The 23,470-nt window shown below is 65.0% G+C and carries 20 protein-coding genes and 1 pseudogene; 12 read left to right on the top strand and 9 right to left on the bottom strand.

The window, feature by feature from the left end; translation table 11 throughout:
- Window positions 1-84: 84 nt before the first annotated feature.
- Window positions 85-1,812, bottom strand: coding sequence for a cation:proton antiporter (locus tag QX034_RS30365; RefSeq protein WP_315730006.1), 1,728 nt, complete (start codon window positions 1,810-1,812; stop codon window positions 85-87).
- A gap of 64 nt (window positions 1,813-1,876) precedes the next feature.
- Between QX034_RS30365 and QX034_RS30360 the strand changes: the two genes are divergently transcribed.
- Window positions 1,877-2,395: a DUF3124 domain-containing protein gene (locus tag QX034_RS30360; RefSeq protein WP_315703736.1), complete on the top strand. Its 519-nt coding sequence runs from the start codon at window positions 1,877-1,879 to the stop codon at window positions 2,393-2,395.
- 23 nt (window positions 2,396-2,418) lie between these two features.
- Here QX034_RS30360 and QX034_RS30355 read toward each other — a convergent pair whose 3' ends face one another.
- Window positions 2,419-2,886 carry an SRPBCC domain-containing protein gene (locus tag QX034_RS30355; protein WP_315730007.1) on the bottom strand — a complete coding sequence of 156 codons (468 nt, stop codon included), beginning with the start codon at window positions 2,884-2,886 and terminating at the stop codon, window positions 2,419-2,421.
- Between the two features lie 227 nt (window positions 2,887-3,113).
- On the opposite strand from QX034_RS30355, the gene QX034_RS30350 reads away from it, so the two are divergent.
- The 9 genes from QX034_RS30350 (at window position 3,114) to QX034_RS30310 (ending at window position 9,338) form a co-directional block, all read left to right on the top strand.
- Window positions 3,114-3,383 carry a hypothetical protein gene (locus tag QX034_RS30350; protein WP_316196230.1) on the top strand — a complete coding sequence of 90 codons (270 nt, stop codon included), beginning with the start codon at window positions 3,114-3,116 and terminating at the stop codon, window positions 3,381-3,383.
- Between the two features lie 43 nt (window positions 3,384-3,426).
- Complete coding sequence (locus tag QX034_RS30345) at window positions 3,427-3,711, top strand: hypothetical protein (RefSeq protein WP_315703738.1); 285 nt, start codon at window positions 3,427-3,429, stop codon at window positions 3,709-3,711.
- A gap of 141 nt (window positions 3,712-3,852) precedes the next feature.
- Window positions 3,853-4,200: a DUF2946 family protein gene (locus QX034_RS30340; protein ID WP_315703739.1), complete on the top strand. Its 348-nt coding sequence runs from the start codon at window positions 3,853-3,855 to the stop codon at window positions 4,198-4,200.
- Between the two features lie 208 nt (window positions 4,201-4,408).
- On the top strand, window positions 4,409-4,609 hold the full coding sequence (locus tag QX034_RS30335; RefSeq protein WP_315703740.1) for a hypothetical protein: 201 nt from the start codon (window positions 4,409-4,411) through the stop codon (window positions 4,607-4,609).
- Between the two features lie 14 nt (window positions 4,610-4,623).
- The gene (locus tag QX034_RS30330) at window positions 4,624-6,207 is read left to right on the top strand and encodes a cytochrome ubiquinol oxidase subunit I (protein WP_315730055.1); all 1,584 of its coding nucleotides are present in this window, start codon (window positions 4,624-4,626) and stop codon (window positions 6,205-6,207) included.
- A gap of 10 nt (window positions 6,208-6,217) precedes the next feature.
- Complete coding sequence (gene cydB, locus QX034_RS30325) at window positions 6,218-7,369, top strand: cytochrome d ubiquinol oxidase subunit II (RefSeq protein ID WP_315703741.1); 1,152 nt, start codon at window positions 6,218-6,220, stop codon at window positions 7,367-7,369.
- Window positions 7,369-7,491 carry a cytochrome bd-I oxidase subunit CydX gene (gene cydX / locus QX034_RS30320; protein WP_409977487.1) on the top strand — a complete coding sequence of 41 codons (123 nt, stop codon included), beginning with the start codon at window positions 7,369-7,371 and terminating at the stop codon, window positions 7,489-7,491. Before cydB ends, cydX begins: the two co-directional genes overlap by 1 nt.
- Before the next feature lie 273 nt (window positions 7,492-7,764).
- Complete coding sequence (locus tag QX034_RS30315) at window positions 7,765-8,466, top strand: glutamine amidotransferase-related protein (RefSeq protein ID WP_315703742.1); 702 nt, start codon at window positions 7,765-7,767, stop codon at window positions 8,464-8,466.
- A 116-nt stretch (window positions 8,467-8,582) separates the two neighbouring features.
- Window positions 8,583-9,338 (top strand): class II aldolase/adducin family protein, encoded by a 756-nt coding sequence (locus QX034_RS30310; RefSeq protein ID WP_315703743.1) that lies wholly within the window; start codon window positions 8,583-8,585, stop codon window positions 9,336-9,338.
- A 76-nt stretch (window positions 9,339-9,414) separates the two neighbouring features.
- Here QX034_RS30310 and QX034_RS30305 read toward each other — a convergent pair whose 3' ends face one another.
- The 4 genes from QX034_RS30305 to QX034_RS30290 form a co-directional block, all read right to left on the bottom strand.
- Window positions 9,415-11,709, bottom strand: a complete 2,295-nt coding sequence (locus QX034_RS30305) for a TonB-dependent receptor (protein WP_316196229.1) — start codon at window positions 11,707-11,709, stop codon at window positions 9,415-9,417.
- A 211-nt stretch (window positions 11,710-11,920) separates the two neighbouring features.
- Window positions 11,921-12,319, bottom strand: coding sequence for a hypothetical protein (locus QX034_RS30300; protein WP_315703745.1), 399 nt, complete (start codon window positions 12,317-12,319; stop codon window positions 11,921-11,923).
- Window positions 12,320-12,515: 196 nt separating this feature from the next.
- Complete coding sequence (locus QX034_RS30295) at window positions 12,516-13,880, bottom strand: M23 family metallopeptidase (RefSeq protein ID WP_315764866.1); 1,365 nt, start codon at window positions 13,878-13,880, stop codon at window positions 12,516-12,518.
- 100 nt (window positions 13,881-13,980) lie between these two features.
- Window positions 13,981-14,697, bottom strand: coding sequence for a redoxin domain-containing protein (locus QX034_RS30290; RefSeq protein WP_315764863.1), 717 nt, complete (start codon window positions 14,695-14,697; stop codon window positions 13,981-13,983).
- Between the two features lie 592 nt (window positions 14,698-15,289).
- Between QX034_RS30290 and QX034_RS30285 the strand changes: the two genes are divergently transcribed.
- Window positions 15,290-19,015, top strand: coding sequence for a DUF3971 domain-containing protein (locus QX034_RS30285; protein ID WP_316166586.1), 3,726 nt, complete (start codon window positions 15,290-15,292; stop codon window positions 19,013-19,015).
- Between the two features lie 8 nt (window positions 19,016-19,023).
- On the opposite strand, the pseudogene QX034_RS30280 reads toward QX034_RS30285, so the two are convergent.
- The 3 genes and pseudogenes from QX034_RS30280 to tyrS all read right to left on the bottom strand — a co-directional run.
- Window positions 19,024-19,323: pseudogene (locus QX034_RS30280) on the bottom strand (chemotaxis protein); the annotation flags it as partial.
- A 306-nt stretch (window positions 19,324-19,629) separates the two neighbouring features.
- Window positions 19,630-20,877 carry an MFS transporter gene (locus QX034_RS30275; RefSeq protein ID WP_315703749.1) on the bottom strand — a complete coding sequence of 416 codons (1,248 nt, stop codon included), beginning with the start codon at window positions 20,875-20,877 and terminating at the stop codon, window positions 19,630-19,632.
- A gap of 56 nt (window positions 20,878-20,933) precedes the next feature.
- Entirely contained in the window at window positions 20,934-22,187 is a 1,254-nt protein-coding gene (gene tyrS, locus QX034_RS30270) for a tyrosine--tRNA ligase (protein ID WP_316196228.1), read from the bottom strand.
- A 170-nt stretch (window positions 22,188-22,357) separates the two neighbouring features.
- Here tyrS and QX034_RS30265 point away from each other — a divergent pair, with 170 nt between their 5' ends.
- Window positions 22,358-23,461, top strand: coding sequence for an anhydro-N-acetylmuramic acid kinase (locus QX034_RS30265; RefSeq protein ID WP_315704275.1), 1,104 nt, complete (start codon window positions 22,358-22,360; stop codon window positions 23,459-23,461).
- The last annotated feature ends 9 nt before the right edge of the window (window positions 23,462-23,470 follow it).

Below are 23,470 nucleotides of genomic sequence, written 5' to 3'. Positions count from 1 at the left end.
ACCGGCTTTCGCGCAAGTGCGCCAGCGGCGTGGCTGCGGCTGAAATCAGCGTGCCGCTACCGGGGCAAATCCCGCCCAACCGCGTCACGGCAGCACCTCGCTTCGGCCTTCGAGCAGCGCCTCGGTCTCGCGGCGGCGATCCGCCAGCAGGCCCGCGCTGGCCGCCTCGATCAGGTTGAGCAGCACCTGCGCGTCGTTCAGGCGCGGCAGCGCGACGTAATCGGCGCCGGCGTCGTAGAGGTCGTTGACGTCGGCGAGCAGGTCGGCGGTGGCGACGATCTTGGCGGTCCTGTTGATGCTGCGGACGTGCCGCACCAGCTTCTCGTTGCTCGCGCCTTTGAGCAGCGAGTCCGGCACGCTCAGGATGATCAGCTCGGCCTTGCCGACGCCGGCATGAACCAGCGTGTCGGCATTGCTGATGTCGCCATAGGTCACCTGGATGCCGCGCTCGGACAAGGTCCGGAAGACCAGGGGATTGAAATCGATCACGCCGATCTGCTCGAGCAGGGCGGGCTGGTTGCGCTCGATCTCGGCCAGGAGCGCGCTGGCCGTGCGGTAGAAGCCGAGGATCACGATTGGCCGGCCGTTGCCATGGCCGGCTTCGTCGCCCGTCTCATGATCCTGCGCGTGATCCAGATCGCGCAGGCCCAGCCGCTTCAGAAGCGGAATCGTCCGGCGGACGATCGGGTCCGAGCGCACGATCACGAAGGTCGACAGCACGGCGAGCACGACGAAGGCAAACGAGGCCGCGCTCGAGGTCGCGCCGCGCAGATGGCCGGCGGCGACGCCGGTCTGGATGATCACCAGCGAGAACTCGCTGATCTGCGCCAGGTTGAGCGCCGGCAGCAGGCTCGCGCGCAGGCCCTGGCGCATCAGATAGAGCGGGGCAAAGGTCGAGAGCAGCCGACTTGCGACAGTGAACAGCGCAACGACCAGCGCCAGGCCGACGACCGACATGTTGGGAACGGGGATGGTCATGCCGAGCGCGACAAAGAATAGCGTGATGAAGAAGTCGCGCAAGGTGGTCACTTTGGCGGTGACGTCCAGCGCATAAGGGAATGTCGACAGCGACACGCCGGCGACCAGCGAGCCCATCTCGCGCGACAAGTGCAGCCGCTCGGCGATCTCGCCGATCAGGAAGCACCAGGCCAGCGCGCCAAGCAGGATCAGCTCCGGACTGCGGGCGACGCGATGAAACAGCTGCGGCAGCACGTAGCGGCTGAGCAGCAGCGCGATCGCGACGAGCGTTCCAGCGCGCGCGAATGACAGCAGGACCACGCCGATCTGCAAATTGTCGAGGCTCGGCTGCACCGCCAGGAACAGGATCGCGAACACGTCCTGCAGCACCAGAACGCCGAGCGTGATGCGGCCGGGCAGGGTGTCGAGCTCACGCTTCTCGTACAGCACCTTGACGATGATCACCGTCGAGGACAGCGCGCAGGCCACGCTCAAATAAAGCGCATCGTAATGGCCCTCGCCCAGGCCCATGCCGATCGCGATGAAGAACAGGAGTCCAAGCAGGGCGCCGCCGATGATCTGCACGCCGCCGGCGAGCAGGATCACCGGGCCGGCGCGGATGATCTTCTTCAGGTCGATCTCCAGCCCGATCATGAACAGCATGAAGATCAGGCCGAGCTCGGAGATGACGGAGATCGATTCCTGGGACTTGACCCAGCCGGTTCCAAATGGACCAATGACGAAGCCCGCGATCAGATAGGCGAGAATCGACGGCTGCCGCGAAAACTGCGCAGCCAGCCCCAGCCCCCACGCAAACAGGATGCTGAGCGTGATGTCCCCAATCAGTTCTTGCATGAATCCGGCCTCACCGCGGCAAACTAGGCGAGGCCGCATTACGCTGAAATGGACAATATGTCACATGCGCATGAAGCTCTGGCTGATCCTGCTTCTGCTGCCGGCTTCGATGGCTCACGCCCAGACGGCAGATCTGAAGCAGACCTTTGCGGCTTCGCTGACCCAGGTTCCAGCGGAGCCGCAGACCGTATCGGGCGCGCTCTATGTCCCGGTGTATTCCAGCGTGGCGATGACGCCGGGCAAGGTGAACGCCGATTTTTCGGTGACCCTGAGCGTGCATAACGCTTCGGAAGCGATGCCGCTCATCCTCAAGCGCATCAGCTATTTCGGTACGTCCGGAGCGTTGGTGCAGGCCTATCTGCAGGAGCCGATTGCAGTGAAGCCGTTTGCCACCGTCGAGATATTCATCCCCACCAAGGACGTTCGCGGCGGCACCGGGGCCAACTTCGTGGTCGACTGGGCTGCGACCGGTCCGATCGCCGAGCCCGTGGTCGAGGCTTTGATGATCGGCAGCCTCGGCAGCGGTCATTACGCCTTCATCAGCCAGGGCCGCCCGATTCGCACCGTGGGCGGCGGCCGGTAAGCCGGTTTGGACGAGCAGAGCCATCATTCGACGAAACGCGCCAGATTCTCCAAAGACGATGCCATGCCGAGCTCGTGGTCCGTGCGGCCGATTCCGATCGGCACGTTTTCGGCAAGGATCGAGACGAGCGTACCGTCCGCCGCCGGCGCAAGCGACCAGGTCATGGTCATCGTGCCCGCGAACTCCGGCCGGTCGGAGACAAAATCGATCGCCTGCACGATCCGCTTTCCCGGCACGAGCTGCAGGAAACGACCCCGGACGACGTCCTGGTGCGAGGAGGATTTGCCCGGAGCGGCAGCAAAGGTCAAAACAAGCTCGAAGCTGCCGCCTTCACGCACATCGAACTGCCTGATCTCGCCTCTTGCCCCCTCGGGCGGAAGCCAGCGTACCAAGCTCTCCGGCTTGATGAAGGCCTCATAGATCGCATCCTCGCTTGCCCTGATGCATCTGGAGACGCTGTGCCTCCGGTCGATCTGCGAAGCGCCATTCATGAGTTTGCTCCGGGGCTAAGGGCTGAGCTCAAAGGACGAATGAGTACGGCTGCGGCCGACATCGGAGCATGCTTGGTCAAACGTGGCATATCTGCCGAAACTCGATTTGACTGGCGAGCAAGAGCAATATGGGCGTGCAAAAACACGTCCCGCGGCGCCGCGCGCCCGAGTTATAAACGAAGCCCTCGGGGAGAGGGCGCAGGGAATGCCGGGTGAAGGCCTCACCCATGGCCCGCCTGCAGCAAAAAAAGCAGGCGGCAGTCACCACAGGATCAGCCGGATCATCCGGCATTCCCTGCGCGATGGGTTACGACTTATACGCGATCTCCCGGTGCGCCGGGCTTTTTGGCCACCGTATTGCGACAATGCGCGTTTCCGCGCGTTGCGCAGGCATCAGCGTCGGGATGCCAGGACCACGCGACTTCGCCGTCCGCATCGACAGCCGTTCGTCCAACGGCATCAATGCGTCCACCGCATCCCGCGCTCAACGTCCGTGACGACGCGTACGCCCCTCAGTGAGGCGGGACGGGAAGAGTATACATGATTTCTGAAAAAACGAAAGAGAAATTTGTGGAATTGACCTGCCTTCGTGAGGCACTGGCTTTCCTTGGAGCCAAGCGCTCGTTTGAGCAATCATCGATTGCATGCCGGCGTATGCGCGTCACGCCTCGTGCAGAAGACCCGAGTCGGGGTGTCATGATCGTCGTGACCGGGACTTGCACCTTTGCTCGCGCAACCGATCCGTCCGCTGAACGACAATCTGCACTGCTCTCGCAGCACAGGTGGTTTGATCTTTGTCAAACCGAAGAAAGCCGGGAACTATAGTTTCGGGCTCAAGGGCGAGCGGCTTCCGGAGCGCGCGAATTGAGCGGGCGGTACGACACATCCATTGATCGGAGCCGCGAGACGCAGCGCCAGCAACTGGCGGCGACTGTCTGTGCCATCGCCCTGGCGTTCAACACTCTGTTGAGCATCGTTCTTCCGTTCGGGAGTCCGCGCACGGACTTCGCGGCTCGCGCGCTGATGAACGGCTGGAGCCTGATCTGCTCGGCGGCCGGGCCGATCGTCGTCGATGCCGACGGCCATCGGATCGCCGACGACGGGGCAGGCGAGGCCTCCGTACATGCACCCTCCTGCCTGTTCTGTCTTCCGCTCGCCGACGGTCATGCGGCGCTCGCTGCGGCTGCGGGCCTTCCAGCTCCGCTTCGGCACGCGCTGGCGCTGCATCTGAAGCCTCGCGCGATGGTGGTCGTCGCGACATCAACCGCCTCTCCAGCCTGGCCGCGCGCTCCACCTCAGCTGTCTGTCGGATAGCCCGTCTCGCATTGCCGCCGTCGACGAGGCGACGTCACGTGCGACGGGCCGCGCCATCCCATCGGTAAAGACAAGAGACACGTCTATGTCATCGAACCGCATCTCGGCCAGCGCCGACGCGGAAGCCCAAGCTGTTGTCGTGAGGCAGCGGCGACGGGTTCCACCCTCAGCGAAGGCCCGGTCGCGCCGATCGCCACGCGCCTGGCCCGTGCTCGCCTCCCTGCGCGACTTCGCACTCGCGGGTCTGCGCCCAACAACGCCGCTGCAACGCACGATCGTTGCCGCGCTCGTCCTCAAGCTCCTCGTCGTGCTCTCGATGCAGGCCTTCGTCGCCTTCGACGGGCCACGCACCGCGAGCTCCGACCGCGCGATCGCGCGCGTGATCGGCGTCGAGCAACCTCAACCCTAGAGAAGGCTCTCATGTTGGATCTCGATCCCACGAGTCTCGCCCGACTTCAGTTCGGGCTCACGGCTCTCTATCACTTCCTCTTCGTTCCTCTCACGCTCGGCCTGTCCTTCATCCTCGTGATCATGGAGACGAGCTATGTCATGACCGGCCGCGAGATCTGGCGCGACATGACCAAATTCTGGGGCAAGCTCTTCGGCATCAATTTCGCCATGGGCGTTGCGACCGGAATTACCATGGAGTTCCAGTTCGGTACGAACTGGGCCTACTACTCGCATTATGTCGGCGACATCTTCGGCGCGCCGCTGGCGATCGAAGGCCTAATGGCCTTTTTCCTGGAATCCACCTTTGTCGGGCTGTTCTTCTTCGGCTGGGACCGGATGTCGAAGCTCGGCCATCTCGTAGTGACCTGGCTGGTCGCGATCGGGTCGAACCTGTCGGCACTGTGGATTTTGATCGCCAATGGCTGGATGCAGAATCCGGTCGGTGCCGCGTTCAATCCCGATACGATGCGGATGGAGCTGACATCGTTCTACGATCTGATGTTCAATCCGGTCGCACAATCGAAGTTCGTCCACACGGTGAGCGCCGGTTATGTGTGCGGTTCGATTTTTGTTTTGGCGATCTCATCCTGGTATCTGCTGCGCAAACGCCACATCGCCTTCGCACGGCGCTCCTTCATCGTCGCCGCCTCCTTCGGACTCGCGTCGGCGCTGTCGGTGGTCGTGCTCGGCGACGAAAGCGGTTACACGGTGAGTGAGAACCAGCGCATGAAGCTCGCCGCCATCGAGGCGATGTGGCAGACCGAGCCGACGCCGGCCGCCTTCACGGTCTTCGCCATTCCCGATCAGGAGAGCAGGCAGAACCACTACGAGATCCAGGTGCCGTGGGCACTCGGCCTGATCGCCACACGTTCGCTCGATCAGAAGCTGCTCGGTATCGCCGATCTGGTCCGGGACAACGAGAGGCGCATTCGCGACGGGCTCGTGGCTTATAACGCGCTCGATGCCCTGCGCGCTGACCGGACCAACCAGGCCGCGCGCTCGGAGCTTGCGGCGCATGCCAAGGATCTCGGCTACGCGCTGCTGTTGACGCGCTATGTCAGCGATCCTCGCAAGGCCGACGAGGCCACCATCGCCAAGGCCGCCTGGAGCACGGTGCCTCATGTCGCACCGCTGTTCTGGTCGTTCCGGGTCATGGTCGCGCTCGGCTTCTACTTCATCGCGCTGCTTGGCGCCGCGTTCTGGTCGGCAAGCGGGCGCAACTTCGAGCGGCGCTGGCTTTTGCGTGCGGCGGTGTGGTCATGGCCGTTGCCGTGGGTCGCCGCAGAACTCGGCTGGATCGTCGCGGAATATGGACGGCAGCCCTGGGCGATCGACGGCGTGCTGCCGACCGGCCTGGCGTCGTCATCGCTATCTCTGCCGCAGGTTCTGTTCACGCTGACAGGCTTCGTCCTGTTCTATTCAACCTTGCTCGTGATCGATGTGATGCTGATGCGCAAATATATCGGCATGGGGCCGGTCAAGGCTCTCGCGCCGCCACCGGCGGCCGCCGCCGAACATCCCGCCGCCGCAGTGTCCGCCGCCACGCCCGCCGAATGAGGCTAGAGTCATGCAAATCCCTCTCGACTACGAACATCTCCGTTTGATCTGGTGGTTGCTGCTCGGCGTGCTGCTGATCGGCTTTGCCATCATGGATGGCTTCGATCTCGGTACGGCCGCTGTGCTGCCCTTCGTGGCCCGAACCGATACCGAGCGGCGCGTCGCGATCAATGCGATCGGGCCGGTCTGGGACGGCAACCAGGTTTGGCTCGTCCTCGGCGGCGGTGCGATCTTCGCTGCCTGGCCGATGGTCTACGCGACGGCGTTTTCCGGCTTTTACGTCGCGATGTTCCTGGTGCTGGCAACGCTGATCCTGCGGCCGGTCGGCTTCGAGTTCCGCAACAAGCTGAAAAGCCCAGGCTGGCGCGCGACCTGGGATTACGCACTGTTTGCGGGTGGGGTGGTGCCGAGCCTCGTGTTCGGTGTCGCCATCGGCAATCTTCTGGAGGGCGTGCCGTTCAGGATCGACCAGGATCTCCGGGTCTTCTATGAGGGATCAGGGCTGTTCGAGCTGCTCAATCCATTCGGGCTACTGTGCGGACTGGTGTCGCTGTCCATGCTGGCTTCCCATGGGGCCGCCTATCTCGCGCTCAAGACGAGCGGGGAGGTTGCGGCGCGCGCAGGCCGAATCGCAACGATCCTCCCGATCGTGACTGCCGGCTTGTTCGTGCTGGCCGGAGTGTGGATCGCCTTCGGCATTTCCGGCTTTGCCATCACGGGCGATGCTGCGGTCGCAGGTCCGTCCAATCCGCTGCTCAAGGCCGTCGTGATGCTACCCGGTCAGTGGTTGGCGAACTATGCGGCCCATCCCTGGATGCTGGCAGCGCCGGGGCTCGGCGTCGCCGGCGCGCTCGGCTTGGCGGTGGCAAGCCGGGCGGGCCTGCGGCTGACTGCGTTTCTCGCCAGCGCGATTTCGATCTTCGGCATCGTCAGCACGGCCGGCGTCAGCATGTTCCCATTCCTGATGCCGTCCTCGATCGAGCCGAAGGCGAGTCTCACGGTGTGGGATGCGTCATCCAGCCAGCTCACCCTGTTCGTGATGCTGCTGGCAACCCTGATCTTCATGCCGATCATTCTGGCCTACACGGCCTTCGTCTACCGGGTCCTGCGCGGCCCCGTGACGGCCGCGCAGGTCGAGGCCGATGGGCACAAGCTCTACTGATGGAGGATGTCACGATGTGGTACTTCACCTGGATTCTCGGTGTCAGTCTCGCGGTCGGTTTCGGCGTGCTGAACGCGCTATGGCATGAGATGCATCTGCCTGACGCACCGCTATCGGAGTGAGCCCTCGTCAGGGCGGAGCCACGGGTTCCGGGGCGTCCCCCCCCCCGGAATCCTGCTTTCGGGGCGCATGAACGAGGCGAATCGCGCAGCTGATTGCAGTCTCGTCACAAGTGAGACATGCGCAATCAATTGGGCGGGCTGCGGCGCGCCCTTCTTGTTTTCAGGTGCAGGTTCGCCGACAAGATCACTTCTCTCAATCGCGTCGGAGCTGTCACTCGCGGGGGGGCACATGCTGCACGTTGTCGGCCCTTGCCCATCCATTCAGGGAATCTCATGCCTCGCATCACGATCATCGAAACCGGGCTGGTCCCAGCGCAATATCGCGCGCGCCACGGCTCTTATCCGGCCATGTTCGAACGGATGTTCCGCGCCGAGGATATCTCGATCGAATGCGAGGTTGTCAGTCTCGCGAATGGGGAGCGATTGCCTGAACCCGGCTCGTTGCAGGCGATCCTTATCACCGGCTCTGCCGCAGGCGTCTACGATGGGCTCGACTGGATCGCGCCGCTCGAGGATTTCGTGCGGGCGGCCGACGCGAAGGGCACGCCGATGGTCGGCGTCTGCTTCGGACACCAGCTGATCGCGCAGGCGATGGGTGGCCTCGTCCGCAAATCGGACAAAGGTTGGGGTCTCGGTCGGCACGTCTATCAGGTCTCTCCGGAGAACGGGATCGTCGCGGACCCCCAGCTCGCCATCGCTTGCTCGCATCAGGACCAGGTGATCGCGGCGCCATCCAGCGCCCGCACCATCCTGTCATCGCCGTTCACGCCCCATGCCGGTCTGCTGTACGAGAGCGGCACGACTCTGTCCGTCCAGCCGCATCCGGAGTTCGATGCGGATTATGCTCATGCGCTGTGTGAACTGCGTGCGGGTGTCGCGCCCGATGACGTCGTCGCGACGGCAAAGGCGTCTCTGAGGGAGCCGTTGGACAGCGCCAAGCTGGGTCGAGCGATCACCCGCTTCCTGATGCGGTGAACGCGTCGGCGCGACCGTGCTCATGGCGGTAGCTCCGGGCTATGGGACGCCGCTCGCTTTTCTGTTAGAGTCGCCGCTTCGTCGAACTGCACAACAAGACTGCCCTGGGAGAGAAAATGAATCAGGACGCCGTATACGCGGCCGAGAAGGCCATTCGCATCGATCTCGCCGCCTGCTATCGGCTGGTTGCCCTCTACGGTTGGGACGACCTGATCTTCACGCATATTTCAGCGCGCCTGTCGGGACCGGATCATCAATTCCTGATCAACCCCTATGGAATGATGTTCGAGGAAATCACCGCCTCGAGCCTCGTGAAGATCGGGCTCGACGGCAAGCCCGTCGGGCATTCCGAGTTTCCGGTCAATCCCGCGGGCTTCACGATCCATTCGGCGGTCCACGAAGTTCGCGACGATGCCGGCTGCGTCATGCATCTGCACACGCCGGATGGCACGGCGGTCTCCACCTCGAAGGAGCGCCTGCTGCCGCTGAACCAGACCGCCCAGCTGGTGCTGCCGGAGCTCGCCTATCACGACTACGAGGGGGTTGCGCTCGACCATGACGAACGGCCGCGCCTGCAGCGGGATCTCGGCTCCAAGAACCTGATGCTCCTGCACAATCACGGCACGCTCGCGGTCGGGCGCACGTGCGCCGAAGCGTTCCTGCGGATGTATTTCCTCGAGCGCGCCTGCACCATGCAAGTGCGCACCCGCATGCTCGGCGACATCTCCATGGATCATCCGACCGCGCCGGAGGTGATCGAGAAAAATGCCAAGCTCGCCATGTCCGGCGGCATGTCGCAGCTTGCGGAACGGCTGGTGTGGCCCGCTCTGCTGCGCAAACTCGACCGGATCGACCCGAGCTTCAGGGCATGAGCCGACCTCCTTGCCACTGACGGAGCTGCTCCCCGCGGCCCGCGCCATCACGGCGGCGCGGGCCGCGGGGAGGCTGTCAGAAGTTCACGCTCAGCCTGGCATTGAACGAGCGCCCCGGACCCTTGACGGCGTAGCCGTAGGCCGCCGACGAGCCCATCATCGAGACCACCTTGTAGTCGACCAGGTCGGCGCCGCCGAGCGGCAGGTAGTAGTTCTGGTCGAACAGGTTGTCGATGCCGAGGTCGATCCGCGCATGCTGCCACTGGTAGCCGGTGCGCAGGTTGACCAGGGCGTAGCCTGGCGTCGTCAACTCATTGTGGACCTGGCTGACGACGTCCTTGGAGCCGACGAGCTGCAGCTCGATGCTGCTGGTCCAGCTGCCGAGCCGGTGGTCGAGCGCGAGCTTCGCGTTGATCGGCATCATGTGATAGAGGTCGATGCCGTCGGTGCGCTTGCCGCGGACGTAGCCGATGAGACCGCGGACCTGACCCTGGCCGTAAATGAGGTCATCCCAGACCGTCAGTCGTCCCTCGACATTGACGCCATAGAGCGTCGCGTCATGATTGGCGAACTGCAGATAGACGAAGCCGTTGTTCGCTGTCAGATTAGCCGGATTGTTGGCAAGACAGCTTGCGGTGCCGCAGCGGTCGACGTCGATATAGTCCTGCACGTAGCTCGCATAGGGCGTCACCTTGACGTCCCAGATCTTCTGCGCCGGATCGTGCCAGCCGGCGGTGAAGCTCACCGTGTGCGCCTTTTCCGGCTTGAGGTCGAGATTGCCGACATAGCCGTTGCCGTCGCCGAACCAGCCGATCATCTGCATCGCCATCGCGTCGGTCGACCAAGCGTATCGCTCATAGAGGTTGGGCGAGCGGGTCTTGCGCGCGAAGCCGAGCTCGTACTGGCTGACGTCGTTCGGCTCGTAACGGACCAGCGCGGAGCCGTCGAGATGGATGTCGGTGCGGGCGCGGTCGCTGCCGTTGAAGGCGGCGGCGTCGGCGCCGGAGGTCATCGCGTTGTAGCCCTGCACGTTACCGGTGTTCATCCACACCACGTCGTTGCGCACGCCGATGATCGAGGTCCATTGCCGGTCCCAGTGCCGCTCCCATTCGACGAAGGTGCCGACGCGGTCACGGGTGCCGCCGTTGATGTTGATGAAGGTGTTCGGGCCCATCATCATCGATCCCGCGACCGGACTCCACCAATCATCCAGCCGGTTCAGCGCCAGCTCGTTGCCGACCCGCAACAGGTCGTGGCCGGAGACCGGGATCGTGACCTTGACGGCGTAGCCGGTGTCGAGCCCCTTGGTGTCCATCGGCATGTCCGCCACCTTGTCGGGTGCGATGAAGCCCATGGTGTGTCGGATCTGGTGCACGAAGGCGCTGGCCTCGAGCTTGCCCCAGTCGAACACGCCCTCGTAGCGGCCGTTGGCGAACAGGCCTCGGTTGTAGACCATGTCCATGTACTGGTTCACATAGCCCTGATACGGGATGAACTGGCCGCCGACCTGGAAGGTGAAGAGGTTGCCGAAGGTCTGCTTGGAAACGCTGATGGCGTGGTTCTGCGTCTCGTACAGCGTCGACTTGATGGTCGAACCGTCGCCGGCCTTGTAGTTGCCGGAGCGGACCCAGCCGCCGGTATAGGTGATGCTGGTGTCGCGGTTGGCGACCGTGGCGCTCGCATCGACGCCGTAGGCGTTGCCGTTGCTACGGAAGAAGCTCGACAGCTGTGTGCTGGTGATCCAGCCCGCGGTCTCCGGCGCGAAAGCCGGTGGCGCTGTGGTGACGTCGATGCGGCTGCCGACATAGTCGCCACCGACCGAGACCGGACCGATGCCGAGATAGGCGCGCATCTTCGCGACCATCGCCGGATTGACGAAGGACAGCGGCGGATTCATCTCGTTGGGGCAGGCCGGGCTGATCAGCATCGAGTTGATCGCGACCTGCAGACGGTCGGCGCCGAAGCCGTTGATCGCGGGCAGGCTGGAGACACCGCCGGCGCCCCAGGTGGCGCCGCCGGGAAGATCGGTGACCAGGGACGCGGAATCGCTCGACGACAGCGCGCGCTGGACGCCGGCCTGCGGCGGCAGCGCGGTTGCGCCGATCGGCGGCGCGGTACGCTCGTCCCGTGTGGCCGTGGTTGCGGCGGGCGCCGTGGTGGGCTGCGCGTTCGCCGCCGGGTGCGGCTTGCGCTTGGCCCGGCGCGGCTGGGGCGCATTGACGGTCACCGTCGGCAACCGGTCGGCGGTTTGCGCGCGGGCAGCCATTGCAAGCGGCGGCACCAGCGCGGTGGTCGTGAGCAGCGCCGGCGCGAACAGCGCGGCGGTGACGAGCAGGAGCGGGCGGCGATGGCCCGTGGATGGATATGACATAAATGGATGTGACATGGACGGACTTTGAAAACCTGTCGCGCAAGGTGCTTGCGCATCGGAACGGGGCCGGGCGCACGATGGGCCGCGTCCGGCGGATGAAACGGGAACGTCGTTGCGGCGCGTGCAGACGCATACGGCACCGGCGGGGTGCGGCTGTCGGCTGCGAGGCGAACGCTGGATGGTGAGATGATGGCGGGAGCGGTCCGTCCGCTCAGGCCCGCTCTGGCACCCTTGCAGGCGGCGCGCGGGCGCGATGCGAGGAGTGGACCTCGGCGAGCTCGATGCGCGGCGCGGCGACGATCTCGAAGACGATCCCGAGTGTGCGGCGGAGCGTGACTGCGGGCGCATCCGGCGGTGGCAGCAGCGCAAAGGCCGGCATGACGCAGAGCGGGCAATGCGCAGCGCCCTTCACCGGCCCCGGTTCGCGGGAGGATGCGCCGTCACCGGCCAGCGCCTGGGTGTGGCAGATCTCGCCGAACGCGTAGTTCAGGTCTGGCGGCAGCCAGGCATTCAGGGTCAGCGCGAGCGTGAGCTGCAGCGCGATCACATAGGCCATCGCGCAGGCGATGATGCCCGCGCCCAAGCGCTGATGTGAATGATGATGACGCACAGCCCTAATCCCCTGGCGGGAATGATTAGCACATCTCGGAGCGGAGACGCGTCGCGTGCGAGGTTCGACCGGCGAAGGTCGCAGCTTGTGGCCGGATCGCCACAGGCGTTCGTCCCCCGCAAAGCTGTATAGCTGTGCAGTCCGGCGTAACGAGACGGAGCTGGATGGTTGAGGATGGTCGTTCGGAGCAGAGCCGCTATCCCGCGCTCAGCCGCACGCCGGCGCGCAGGAATTTCTGCGGGTCGACCGCCTCGCCGTCGATGCGGGTCTCGTAGTGCAGATGCGGGCCGGTGGAGCGGCCGGTCGAGCCGACCTCGCCGATCACTTCGCCGATTCTGACCTGCTGGCCGATATGCACGTTGATCTCGGAGAGATGTCCGTAGCGCGTGGACAGGCCGTTGCCGTGATCGACCTCGACCATGCGGCCATAGCCGCCGGCCCAGCCGGCCGACACCACCTTGCCGTTGGCGGTGACGCGCACGGGATCGCCGGTCTGGGCGCGGAAGTCGAGGCCGGTATGCATCGCGGGCCGTCCGAGGAAGGGATCTGAGCGAACGCCGAAGCCCGAAGTGAACTCGACCTCGCCGACCACGGGCTTGCGATAGGGCACCAGCGACAGCGTGCGGTTGAGGCGCTCGACCTGGGCGCGGGTGATGTTGATGCGGTAGAGCTGGCGCTCGAACGGGCCGGACTCTGCGTTGAGCTTCACGGGAACGAAAGGCCCGCCCATCGGTGGGCCCTTGGGAGCGGCGGCTTCGAGTTGTGCCGTGTCGAGGCCGAGATCGGTGATCACGCCGCGCATCCGTCGCAGCCGCGATTCCATGCTCTCCTCGGCCGTGTTGAGCATCGCGATCTGCCGCGCCTCGACCTGGTCGAGCGAGCGCTGCAGCTTGGTCAGGACATTCTCGACGCCGTTCAGCTTGGCGAATTGGTTCGGCTGCGCGTTGGGCATCAATGGTGTGCGGGATTCGAGCCGTGCCTCGCGGTCGGGCGGCGCCCTGAAGATCACGGTGTCGCTGATCGGCGATGGTTTCGGCGTCGCGTTCGCCGGTGTCGTCTCGGACGCGCTGCTGCGCGCCTGCGGCCGGATCGTGCCGGTGATATCGGGAATGCTGCCGAGCGTCGCGGCGCGGCTCTCCAGCGCGGCCTGGCGCTTCAGGATCTGGTCGAGCTTCTGGTCGAACTGCTCCTGGTCGAGCAGTTGACGGCCGGTCGCACGATCGACCTTGGCGCGCAGCTCGGCGATGCGATCCTCATAGGCGTATTGCATCTCAGCCTGACGGGCGATCAGGCGGGTCAGCACGTCGTCGCGGAAGGCGAAATAGGTCGCGGTGGCTGCCGACCACAGACCGAGCAGCGTGACGGTCCCGACCACGATCCAGAACACCACCGGCCCGATGCGAACCTGCTTGCCGGCATGCAGTAGCGTGTAATCGCTCTTGGACGCGGCAGGGGCGGACGCCGGCTGACTTGTCGGAACGCGCCGCGCTTGCAGGGCGCGACTGCGATCATGGGCATGATGATGAGGATATTCGGCATGATGGCCGGAACGATGCGACATCGGCACTCCCGCGCCGGTCGGATCGTGCAGTCCTACGGCTTTACAGCTGCCGATTTGACCCACCCATGGTTAATATTATCTCAATGGAACCGGGCGGGTCTTAAAGCTCCTTCGCTGCGGCGAGCACCGCATCGGCATGGCCATCGACCTTGACGTTGCGCCAGACCTTGGCGATGCGGCCGTCGCGGCCGATCAGCACGGTGCTCCGGATGATGCCGAGGAATTTGCGGCCGTAGAGGGATTTCTCGCCCCAGGCGCCATAGGCCTCGAGCATCTCGTGACGTTCGTCGGAGACGAGCGGAACCGAAAGGGCGTGCTTGTCGCGGAAATTGTCCTGCGCCTTCACGCTGTCGGCGGAGACGCCAAGCACCACTGTTCCACTGTCGGCGAACGCCTGGGCCAGGCGGGTGAAGTCGATCGCCTCCTTGGTACAGCCGGGCGTATTCGCCTTGGGATAGAAGAACAGCACCAGCTTCTGGCCGGCATAATCGGCGAGCGAGGCGGTTCCGCCGCCATCGCGCGGCAGTTTGAAGCCAGGCGCCTTCATGCCGGGTGCCAGACCCGCTGGGCTCGGCGCGGATTCGCTGGTCGGCTTCGCGGCGGAGGTCTTTTTGACAGTGGCCTTGACGGGCGGCTTGGCGGCCTTGTTACCGGCCTTGGCCGGCGTTTTCGAAGATGCGCCGGACTTCGCGGCAGACTTGACGCCTCCGGACTTCGCGCTGCCGGACTTGACCTTGCTGGACTTGGCGACCGCCTTGGCGGCGAATCTGGCAGGGCCCGAGGTTTTTGAAGATTTCTTACGTGATTGCTTTGACATACGCCTTCCTTTCGACGCTTTCCGCGGATCAATCATGGCCGTGTGCGAATCCTTGTCCGGCGCGCTGGCGCGGATTGGCACGCGCTTTCCGAAGCTCGCGAGAATCACTGCCGCGGATTTTAATCGAACTTCGGAGAGTGGACCTGGAACGTGGCCCTCGAAAGTCGTCCTGGGACAGTCGTCCTTGAAAATCGTTCTTAAAACGTCGTCCTAGAAACGTCGTCCTTAAGTCGTGGTGCCCACAACCGTCTCGCTAAACCATCTCGTTCCGCTCACCGATCGGAGTTCCCGGGACGACGAAGCCAAGTGAAGCCGAGTGAGGGCTTCGGGGGAACTTCGGATCGATGGCAGGAGTCGCTGGGCAAATCTGACGCCGGCGAGGTATGGTGACAACGATTTCGGCGCCTTGCCGGCCGCGCTCGTCGAGCGGGCCGTCGGCACCCGGCGAATGAGCAACAGGACCAGTCAAGGATCGGGGGCGATGTCGGCAGAGAACCCCTCGCTACCTGTCAACGGGCGAGGCCGAACCTGCGACCGATCTGGTACGTACCAGGCTGGTTGCGACTCAACTGACACGCGACGCCGAGAGGCAATGGCAAGGAATACGTCTCCCCAACGGCCCCATCTGCAGGCGGAGACCCAGGCCGGGCACTGGAACGATGCCGGCTGGGATCACGCGCATGCGCCGGACGATCATCAGGTCGAGGACCGCGACCACGACGACGTCGTGCGCCACCACCGCGCGCGGCGCCTGCTGGCGGGCTCGAACTCGCGACTGCGTTTGCTGACGAGCGGACCCGCGGCGCTGCGCCGCTGGACCGGCGAAGGCGGCTGGGGGCGGCGGCTCCTGGCCGCGATCACCGCGCTGATCGTGTTTTTCTCCGTAAGTTTCGCCGGCCTGTGGTGGCGCTTGGGGATGGGGCCGATCAATCTCGACATCGTCACGCCCTGGCTCGCAACCGCGATCGAGGACAATATCGGTCATGGCAACACCGTCGAAGTCGGCGGCACCCAGATCGAACGCGCAGGGCGGGTCCATATCGCGGTGCGGATCCGTGATGTCGTCGTGCGCGATCAGGATCATGCCGTGGTCGCGAGCGCGCCCAAGGCCGAGGTGCGGCTCTCCGGTGCGGCGCTGCTGATGGGCCAGCTGCGCGCCGAGAGCCTGAAGCTGGTCGACGCCGAGCTGGCGGTCCGCATTGCGCCCGACGGCACCGTTACGGTGTCGACCGGGTCCGCCAACAAGCCGCTGGCGACCGGCGTCGCCTCCAAGCGCGATGCTGGCCTGCCGCCGACCTTCTCGCGCGTGGACAGCGGCGCGGCGAGCGCACCCGGGGCTGCGGCGGCCTCGCAAGGCGGGAACGAACCGGCGGCCGCCACGCCACCGGCAGGCGCTGCGCAGGCCAATGCGCCGAGCGGGATTTTGGCTGGGCTCGACTGGCTGGACAGCTTGAGTCTCAGCGGGCTCGACGGGCAGAACCTCAACGAGATCGGGCTGAAGAACGGCGTGCTGGTCGTGGACGACCAGCAGCGCGGCAACAAATGGACGTTCGAGAACATCAGCCTGAGCCTGCGTCGGCCAGCCGGCGGCGGCGTCGCGCTCAGTGTCGGCGAGGAGGGCGCCAAGCCCTGGTCGCTGCGTGTTACCATCGGTGCGCCGTCGAACGGCGTGCGCACGGTCGATGTCAAAGCCGACCAGGTGTCGAGCAGCAACATCCTGCTGGCGCTGCGGCTGAAGGACCTCACCTACATGGCCGATCTGCCGCTGTCCGGCGAGGTCAAGGGTGAACTCGGCCGCGACGGGCTGCCGACCTATCTGAGCGGCAAGCTGACGGTCGGCGCCGGCACCGTCATCGATACCGATACGCCCGATTATCCGATGCCGATCGATTCGGCGGAGCTGAACCTGGAATGGGATGCTGGCCGCCGGGTGCTGGTCGCGCCGTTCAAGATCGTGTCCGGTGCCAATCGCATCACCTTGCTCGGCCGTCTCGAGCCTCCGGATGGCGCGGTCAACGACTGGCGTCTCGGCCTCTCCGGCGGGACGATCCTGCTCGGCGGCATCGAGAACGAGCCGCCTTTGATCTTCAATCGCATCTCGATCGGCTTCCGCTTCGATACCCAAGGCAAGCGCGTATTGCTGACGCAGGCCGACATCTCCAACGGAGAGATCGGGGTCGCCGGCACCGGCAGCATCGACTATTCGGGCGAGCCGCAGATCAAGCTCGGCTTCGCCGGCACGCCGATGTCGGCGACCGCGATGAAGCGGCTGTGGCCGGCGTTGATCGTCCCGGAGGTTCGGGCCTGGGTCATCGACCGCATCGAGCGCGGCTCGCTGCAACGTATCGACGTCGCCCTCAACTCGCCGGTGAAGAATCTGCCGCGCAAGGGGCCGCCGATTCCCGACGACGGTCTCGAGATCAACATCTTCGCCACCGGCGTGAGCGTGCTTCCCGTCGACGGTCTGCCTCCGGTGCACGACGCCGATCTGAGGGCGCATGTGACCGGCCGCACCGCGACCGTCACTATCGGCCAGGGCGTGGCCGACACACCCGCCGGCCGCAAGATCAATTTCTCCGACGTCGTGTTCGAGGTGCCGGACATGGCGCCGAAGCCGCCGCCGTCGCGGCTGCGCATGCGCGTCGACGGCCAGGTCGCCGCTGCGGCCGAGATTCTCGCGTCCGACCGGCTGAGCGATTTGTCGGCGACGCCGATCGATCCGAACACCAGCAAGGGAACCTTCTCGGCCAACATCAATCTCGCGATGCCGGTGAAGGGCGAGCTGACCAAGACCGACACCAGCTACGTGGTGACGGCCGATCTGACCAACTTCTCCGCCGAGAAGGTGGTGATGGGCCAGAAGCTCGAGGCGAGCACGCTGAAGATCGCCGCCAACAACCAGGCCTATCAGGTCAAGGGCGACGTCAAGATCAACGGCCAGCAGGCCTCGCTCGACTATCGCAAGCCGGCCGACGGCGACGCCGACATCAAGCTGCAGGCGACGCTCGACGATGCCGGCCGCGCGCGGCTCGGCATGGATTTCGGATCGGCGCTCAGCGGCAACATCCCGCTCAAGCTCAATGGCAAGATTGCTTCCTCCAGCGATCACGACAGCAAGATCGCTGTCGAGGCCGATCTGACCCAGGTCAAGCTCGACAACGTTCTGCCCGGATGGGTGAAGCTGCCGGGCAGGGCCGGCCGTGCCACCTTCAACGTGGTGAGCAAGCCGCAATCGACGCGGTTCGAGGACATCGTCATCGACAGCAGTGGCGCCTCGATCAAGGGCTCGATCGAGGTCGACCAGAACAGCGATGTGACCAACGCCAATTTCCCGACCTATGCCCCTTCGGACGGCGACAAGGCGCAGCTCAAGGCCGAGCGAGGCCAGGACGGCGTGCTCAAGGTGACGATGCGTGGCGACGTGTTCGACGGCCGCGGCTTCATCAAATCGACCATGTCCGGCAAGGACACCGACAAGACCAAGTCCAAGGGCATCGACATCGACGCCGACGTGAAGCTCGGCGCGGTCGCCGGCTTCAACGGTGAGGCGCTGCGCAGCGTCGACGTCAAGCTGTCGCGGCGCGGCGGAGCTTTCAAGAGCTTTACGCTTGCCGGCAAGATCGGGCGCGATACGCCGGTCGCTGCGGATCTGCGCGTCGGCCGCGACGCTCCGGTTTCAAGTCAGCGTGCCGGCCGCGCGCAAGGCCGCGAGGTGATCTATCTGCAGACCAACGACGCTGGCGCGTTCCTGAACTTTACCGACACCTATACCAAAGTGATCGGTGGACAGCTGGAGCTCGCGATGGAGCCGCCGACCGCTGACACCAGCCCGAAGGAAGGGCTGATCAACATGCGCGACTTCACCGTCAAGGGCGAACAGGCGCTCGACCGCGCAGTCGCCGGCGGCGGCATCGGCAGCGGGCAGGGCATCGGCTTCAGTGCAGCGCGTGCCGAGTTCACGCGGCAACCGGGCCTGTTGCTGGTCAAGGACGGCATCGTGCAGGGGCCAACGATCGGCCTCACGATCGAGGGCAATATCGACTACAACGCCAACCAGGTGCGGATGAACGGCACCATCATCCCGGCCTATGGGCTGAACAACATCGCCGGCCAGATTCCGTTGTTCGGGTTGTTCCTGGGCAACGGCAACCGGGAAGGTATGTTCGGCGTGACCTATGAGGTGGTCGGTACGCCCGGCAAGCCGGTGGTGCGCGTCAACCCGATCTCGGCGATCGCCCCCGGCGTGTTCCGCAACATCTTCCGGTTCGATACCGGCAAGCAGCCCTACGCGCCGCCAGAGATCCCGCCGAACAATTGATCGCGCTGCTACGCGGCACGCACGCCGGCGAGGAAGGTGTTCACCTCGGCTGCGAGTTGCTCGGCCTGTTTGGACAGATTGGTGGCCGCGCTCAGCACGTGACCGGCGGCACCGCCGGTCTCGTTGGCCGCGGTCGAAACGCCGCCGATATTGGCGGTGACCTCGCGCGTCGCCTGCGCCGCCTGCGTCACGTTGCGGGCGATCTCGGCAGTGGCCGCGCCCTGTTCCTCGATCGCCGAGCCGATGGTGGCGGCGATCGCCGAGACCTCCTCGATGGTCGAGGTGATGCCGTCGATCGCACCGACCGCGGTGTGCATTTGCGTGATGCGATCCTCCAGCATGCGGGTGCGGCTGAGCCAGACCGAGACGGCAACGATCGCGAGTACGGTCAAGGCAGCGAGGATCACCATGCTCGCGAGCTTGGTGCGGATCTTCATGCGGCTGAGCAGAGCCATGGCTTCCTCGTCAAGATTATTTTGACGAACGAACGACCATCAATCCTCTTACTAATCGTGAATGTGGCCCACTTCTTGCGTGTCCATTAGACGGACGCTGGGCCGTACTGCGGATGCGGCGCGCAATTCCTTGTGCGGCTCACACGTGAGTCGTCCGAACTAATTGCGCAAGGCCGGAACGACGAGAAACGGGATCATGCCTATGACGACGCTGACCAATGCGAGCACGAGCAGCGTATTGTAGCTGTGGGTGACATCGTGGATGACGCCGCCGGCCCAGGAGCCGAGTGCTGCACCGAGACTCGAACCGATGGTGATGGTGCCGTAGATCGTGCCGAGCCGCTTGCCGCGAAAGATCTTCATTGCAGTTGCTGACAACAGCGGACCGCGTGAGCCGATCATGCTGCCGAAGCAGATGACGAAACCGGTCAGCAGCCAGATGTTCGGCGCCCATTGCAGTGCCCACAGCATCAGGATGCCGGAGATGGACAACGCGTAGGAGAACAGAACCGACGGCCTGCGCCCGATCACGCCGTCGAGCCAGGAGACGCCGAGCATGCCGAACAAGAGCGCCACGCCGGAGAAACCCCAGGCGGTCGCGGCGTGCAGCGGCGGAAAGCCGGCGTCGATCAGATAGGCTACGACCTGCGGCGCGATCGAAAACATTCCGATCGCCGTGAAGAAGAAGGTCGCGAACAGCGCCCAGAATGCGTGATGACGCAGCGCCCGCAGCAAGGTCCAGCCGTCATCGCCCAGTTCGATGCTCATCGGACGCGTGATATGCGAGGCGCCCCTGGCGAACACTCGCCACGGCAGCAGCAACAGCGGCACGAGCAGGGCGAGCGCGACGGCGCCAAACAGGTGATAGGCGCTGCGCCAGCCGATGTGGTCGATCAGGAGCTGCGACGCAGGCAGCAGGATCAGCACGCCGGCGCCGGTGGCTGAATAGATCACCGACATGGCTGTCGGCAGTTTCGGTCCGAACCAGCGCCCGAGCAGGATCGAGTTCGGCACCAGTCCGATCAGCGCGACACCGGCGCCGACGCAGAGGCCGAGCGAGAGCTGGAATTGCCAGAGTTGCCAGGCGGAGGCGGCGATCAGGAAGGCCGTGCCGAGCAGCAGCAGGCCGAGGGCGTAGACGGCGCGAGGGCCGGAATGATCGAACAGTCGGCCGATCAGCGGCGCAGCCAGCCCGCCGGTCAGCGCCGCGAGCGAATAGATCGAGACCACTTCGGCGCGGTCCCAGCCCAGGCTTTCGGAAATGGGCTTCAGGAAGACGGTGAAGCTCTCGGCGAGCCCACGTCCAAGCACCGACAGGGCAAAGCACAGGGCCAGCACGACGAGCCCCACGCGCGCCGGCTGCGCCGGGGCTGGCGATGCGTCCTCCCCAAAAGCCTTTGTTTTCATGGCTGCCAGGGGGCCGCAGATTGGGCGCCCTGGCAAGCCGCGAAAAGCGAATGCGCCTATGCAGGCTTGATCAGGACGTGGCGCTTCTTGCCGAGCGAGAGCTTGATCACGCCCTCGCTGGTCAACTCTTTCGGCGTCAGCACCATCTTCTCGTCCGTCACTGGCGTGTCGTTGACGCGCAGGCCGCCGCCCTTGATTTGGCGCCGCGCTTCGCCGTTGGAGGCGACAAGGCCGGCCTTGACGAATGCCGCCAGGACCCCGAGCCCGGCTTCGAATTCGCCTTGCAGAACCTCGACCGTCGGCAGGTTCTCGGCGATCGCGCCTTCCTCGAAGGTGCGGCGTGCCGTCTCCGCCGCGGTCCGCGCGGCCTCTTCGCCGTGCAGCAGAGCGGTGGCGGCGTCCGCGAGCGCCTTCTTGGCCTCGTTGATCTCGGCGCCCTGCAGCGCGGCGAGCTTGTCGATCTCGGCGAGCGGCAAGGTCGTGAACAGCTTGAGGAAGCGCGCGACGTCGGCGTCCTCGGTGTTGCGCCAATATTGCCAGAATTCGTACGGGCTGCATTGATTCGCATTCAGCCAGATCGCGCCCTGCGCGGTCTTACCCATCTTGGCGCCCGAGGCCGTCGTGAGCAGCGGCGTGGTCAGTGCGAACAGCTGCGGCGTGCCCATGCGGCGGCCGAGCTCGACGCCGTTGACGATGTTGCCCCACTGGTCGGAGCCGCCCATCTGCAGTCGGCAGCCGACCCGGCGCGACAGCTCGACGAAGTCATAGGCCTGGCAGACCATGTAGTTGAACTCGATGAAGCTCATCTCCTGCTCGCGCTCAAGCCGCAGCCGCACGGAGTCCATGGTCAGCATGCGGTTGACCGAGAAATGCCGGCCGATGTCGCGCAGCATCTCGATCCAATTCAACTTCGTCAGCCACTCCGCATTGTCGAGCATGGCTGCATCGGTCGCTCCGTCGCCGTAGCGCAGCACCTTGGCGAACACGCCGCGGATGCTGGCCTTGTTGGCCTCGATCTCCGCGACTGTGCGCATCGCACGGGTCTCGTCCTTGCCGGAGGGATCGCCGACCATGGTGGTGCCGCCGCCCATCAGGGTAATCGGCTTGTTCCCGGTCTGCTGCAGCCAGTACAGCATCATCATGGTCAGGAAGTTGCCGATATGCAGCGACGGCGCGGTACAGTCGTAGCCGACGTAAGCGGTGGCTTCGCCCTTGGCCGCGAGCGCGTCGAGGCCCTCGAAATCCGAGCACTGGTGAATGAAGCCGCGGCTCTGCAGCACGTTGAGGAAATCGGACTTGAACGCAGTCATTTATCGACGACTCTGAAGAATGTTGTTTACGCTGATCTGCGCAAATCGCGGCGAGATTTGCGGCGGCGGCGCGTGCCGTGGGCTTATAAGAAGCGGGCGGCTTGCACAAGCCGCGACCTCGATTTGGCCGTACTCGGCGCAAAAGGTGGGCCTTTTCAGGTTTGATGACGATGATTCTGACAACGCTGGGTCTGATGAGCGGTACCTCGCTGGACGGGGTCGACGTGGCCCTGCTCGAGACGGACGGCCGCCGGATCAAGGCGTTCGGCCCAACCGGCTACCGGCCCTATAGTGGGAGCGAGCGCAGCCTGTTGCGGCAGGCGCTGGCCGAGGCCGTGCATCTGGAGCGACGCGAGGCGCGCCCGGGTGTCCTGCGTGCCGCCGAGCATGCCGTGACCCTGGCGCATGCGGAGGCGGTGGCCGCCTTCCTTGCGCAGAACCGCCTGACCGCCCAGGACCTCGACATTGTCGGCTTCCATGGCCAGACCGTGCTGCATCGGCCGGAGCGGCGGCTGACCGTGCAGATCGGCGACGCGCAGGCCCTGGCCAAGGCGATCCATATTCCCGTCATGTCCGACTTCCGCGCGGCCGATGTCGAGGCGGGCGGGCAGGGCGCACCATTCGTGCCGGTCTATCACCGTGCCTTGGTGCAGTCGCTGCAGCGTGAGGGCCCCACGGTCGTCGTCAATATCGGTGGGGTCTCCAACATCACCTATATCGATGGCGACCAGACGCTGATCGCCTGCGATACGGGGCCGGGCAATGCGCTGCTCGACGACTTCATGTTCCGGCGCGTCAGCCAGGCCTTCGACCAGGACGGCCGGATGGCCGCGCAGGGCACGGCCGACGAGGCATGGGTAGCGCGCGCGCTGGCGCTGCCTTTCTTCAGGCTGCCGCCGCCGAAATCGCTCGACCGCAATGACTTCGCGGCGCTCACGCTGGGTGACGTGTCGCCGGCCGATGGCGCCGCCACGCTGACGGCCTTCACCGTCGCGGCGATCGCAGCAGTCGTGCCGCTGCTGCCGAAGGTACCGCAGAGTTGGATCATCTGCGGCGGCGGCGCCCGCAACTTCACCATGATGCGGATGCTGCGCGAACGGCTAGCGCCCGCCACGGTAGAGTCCGCCGACGCGTTCGGCTGGTCGGCGGATGCGATCGAGGCGCAGGCCTTCGGATTTCTCGCCGCGCGCGGCATGAAAGGCCTGCCGCTCAGCTATCCCGCCACGACGGGCGTGCCGATGCCGATGACCGGAGGCGTGATCGCACGGCCGTGATTTTGATGT

Source organism: Bradyrhizobium sp. SZCCHNR3119, from assembly GCF_032487775.1.
GTDB lineage: Bacteria > Pseudomonadota > Alphaproteobacteria > Rhizobiales > Xanthobacteraceae > Bradyrhizobium.
This window is presented reverse-complemented; position numbering and strand designations above follow the sequence as displayed.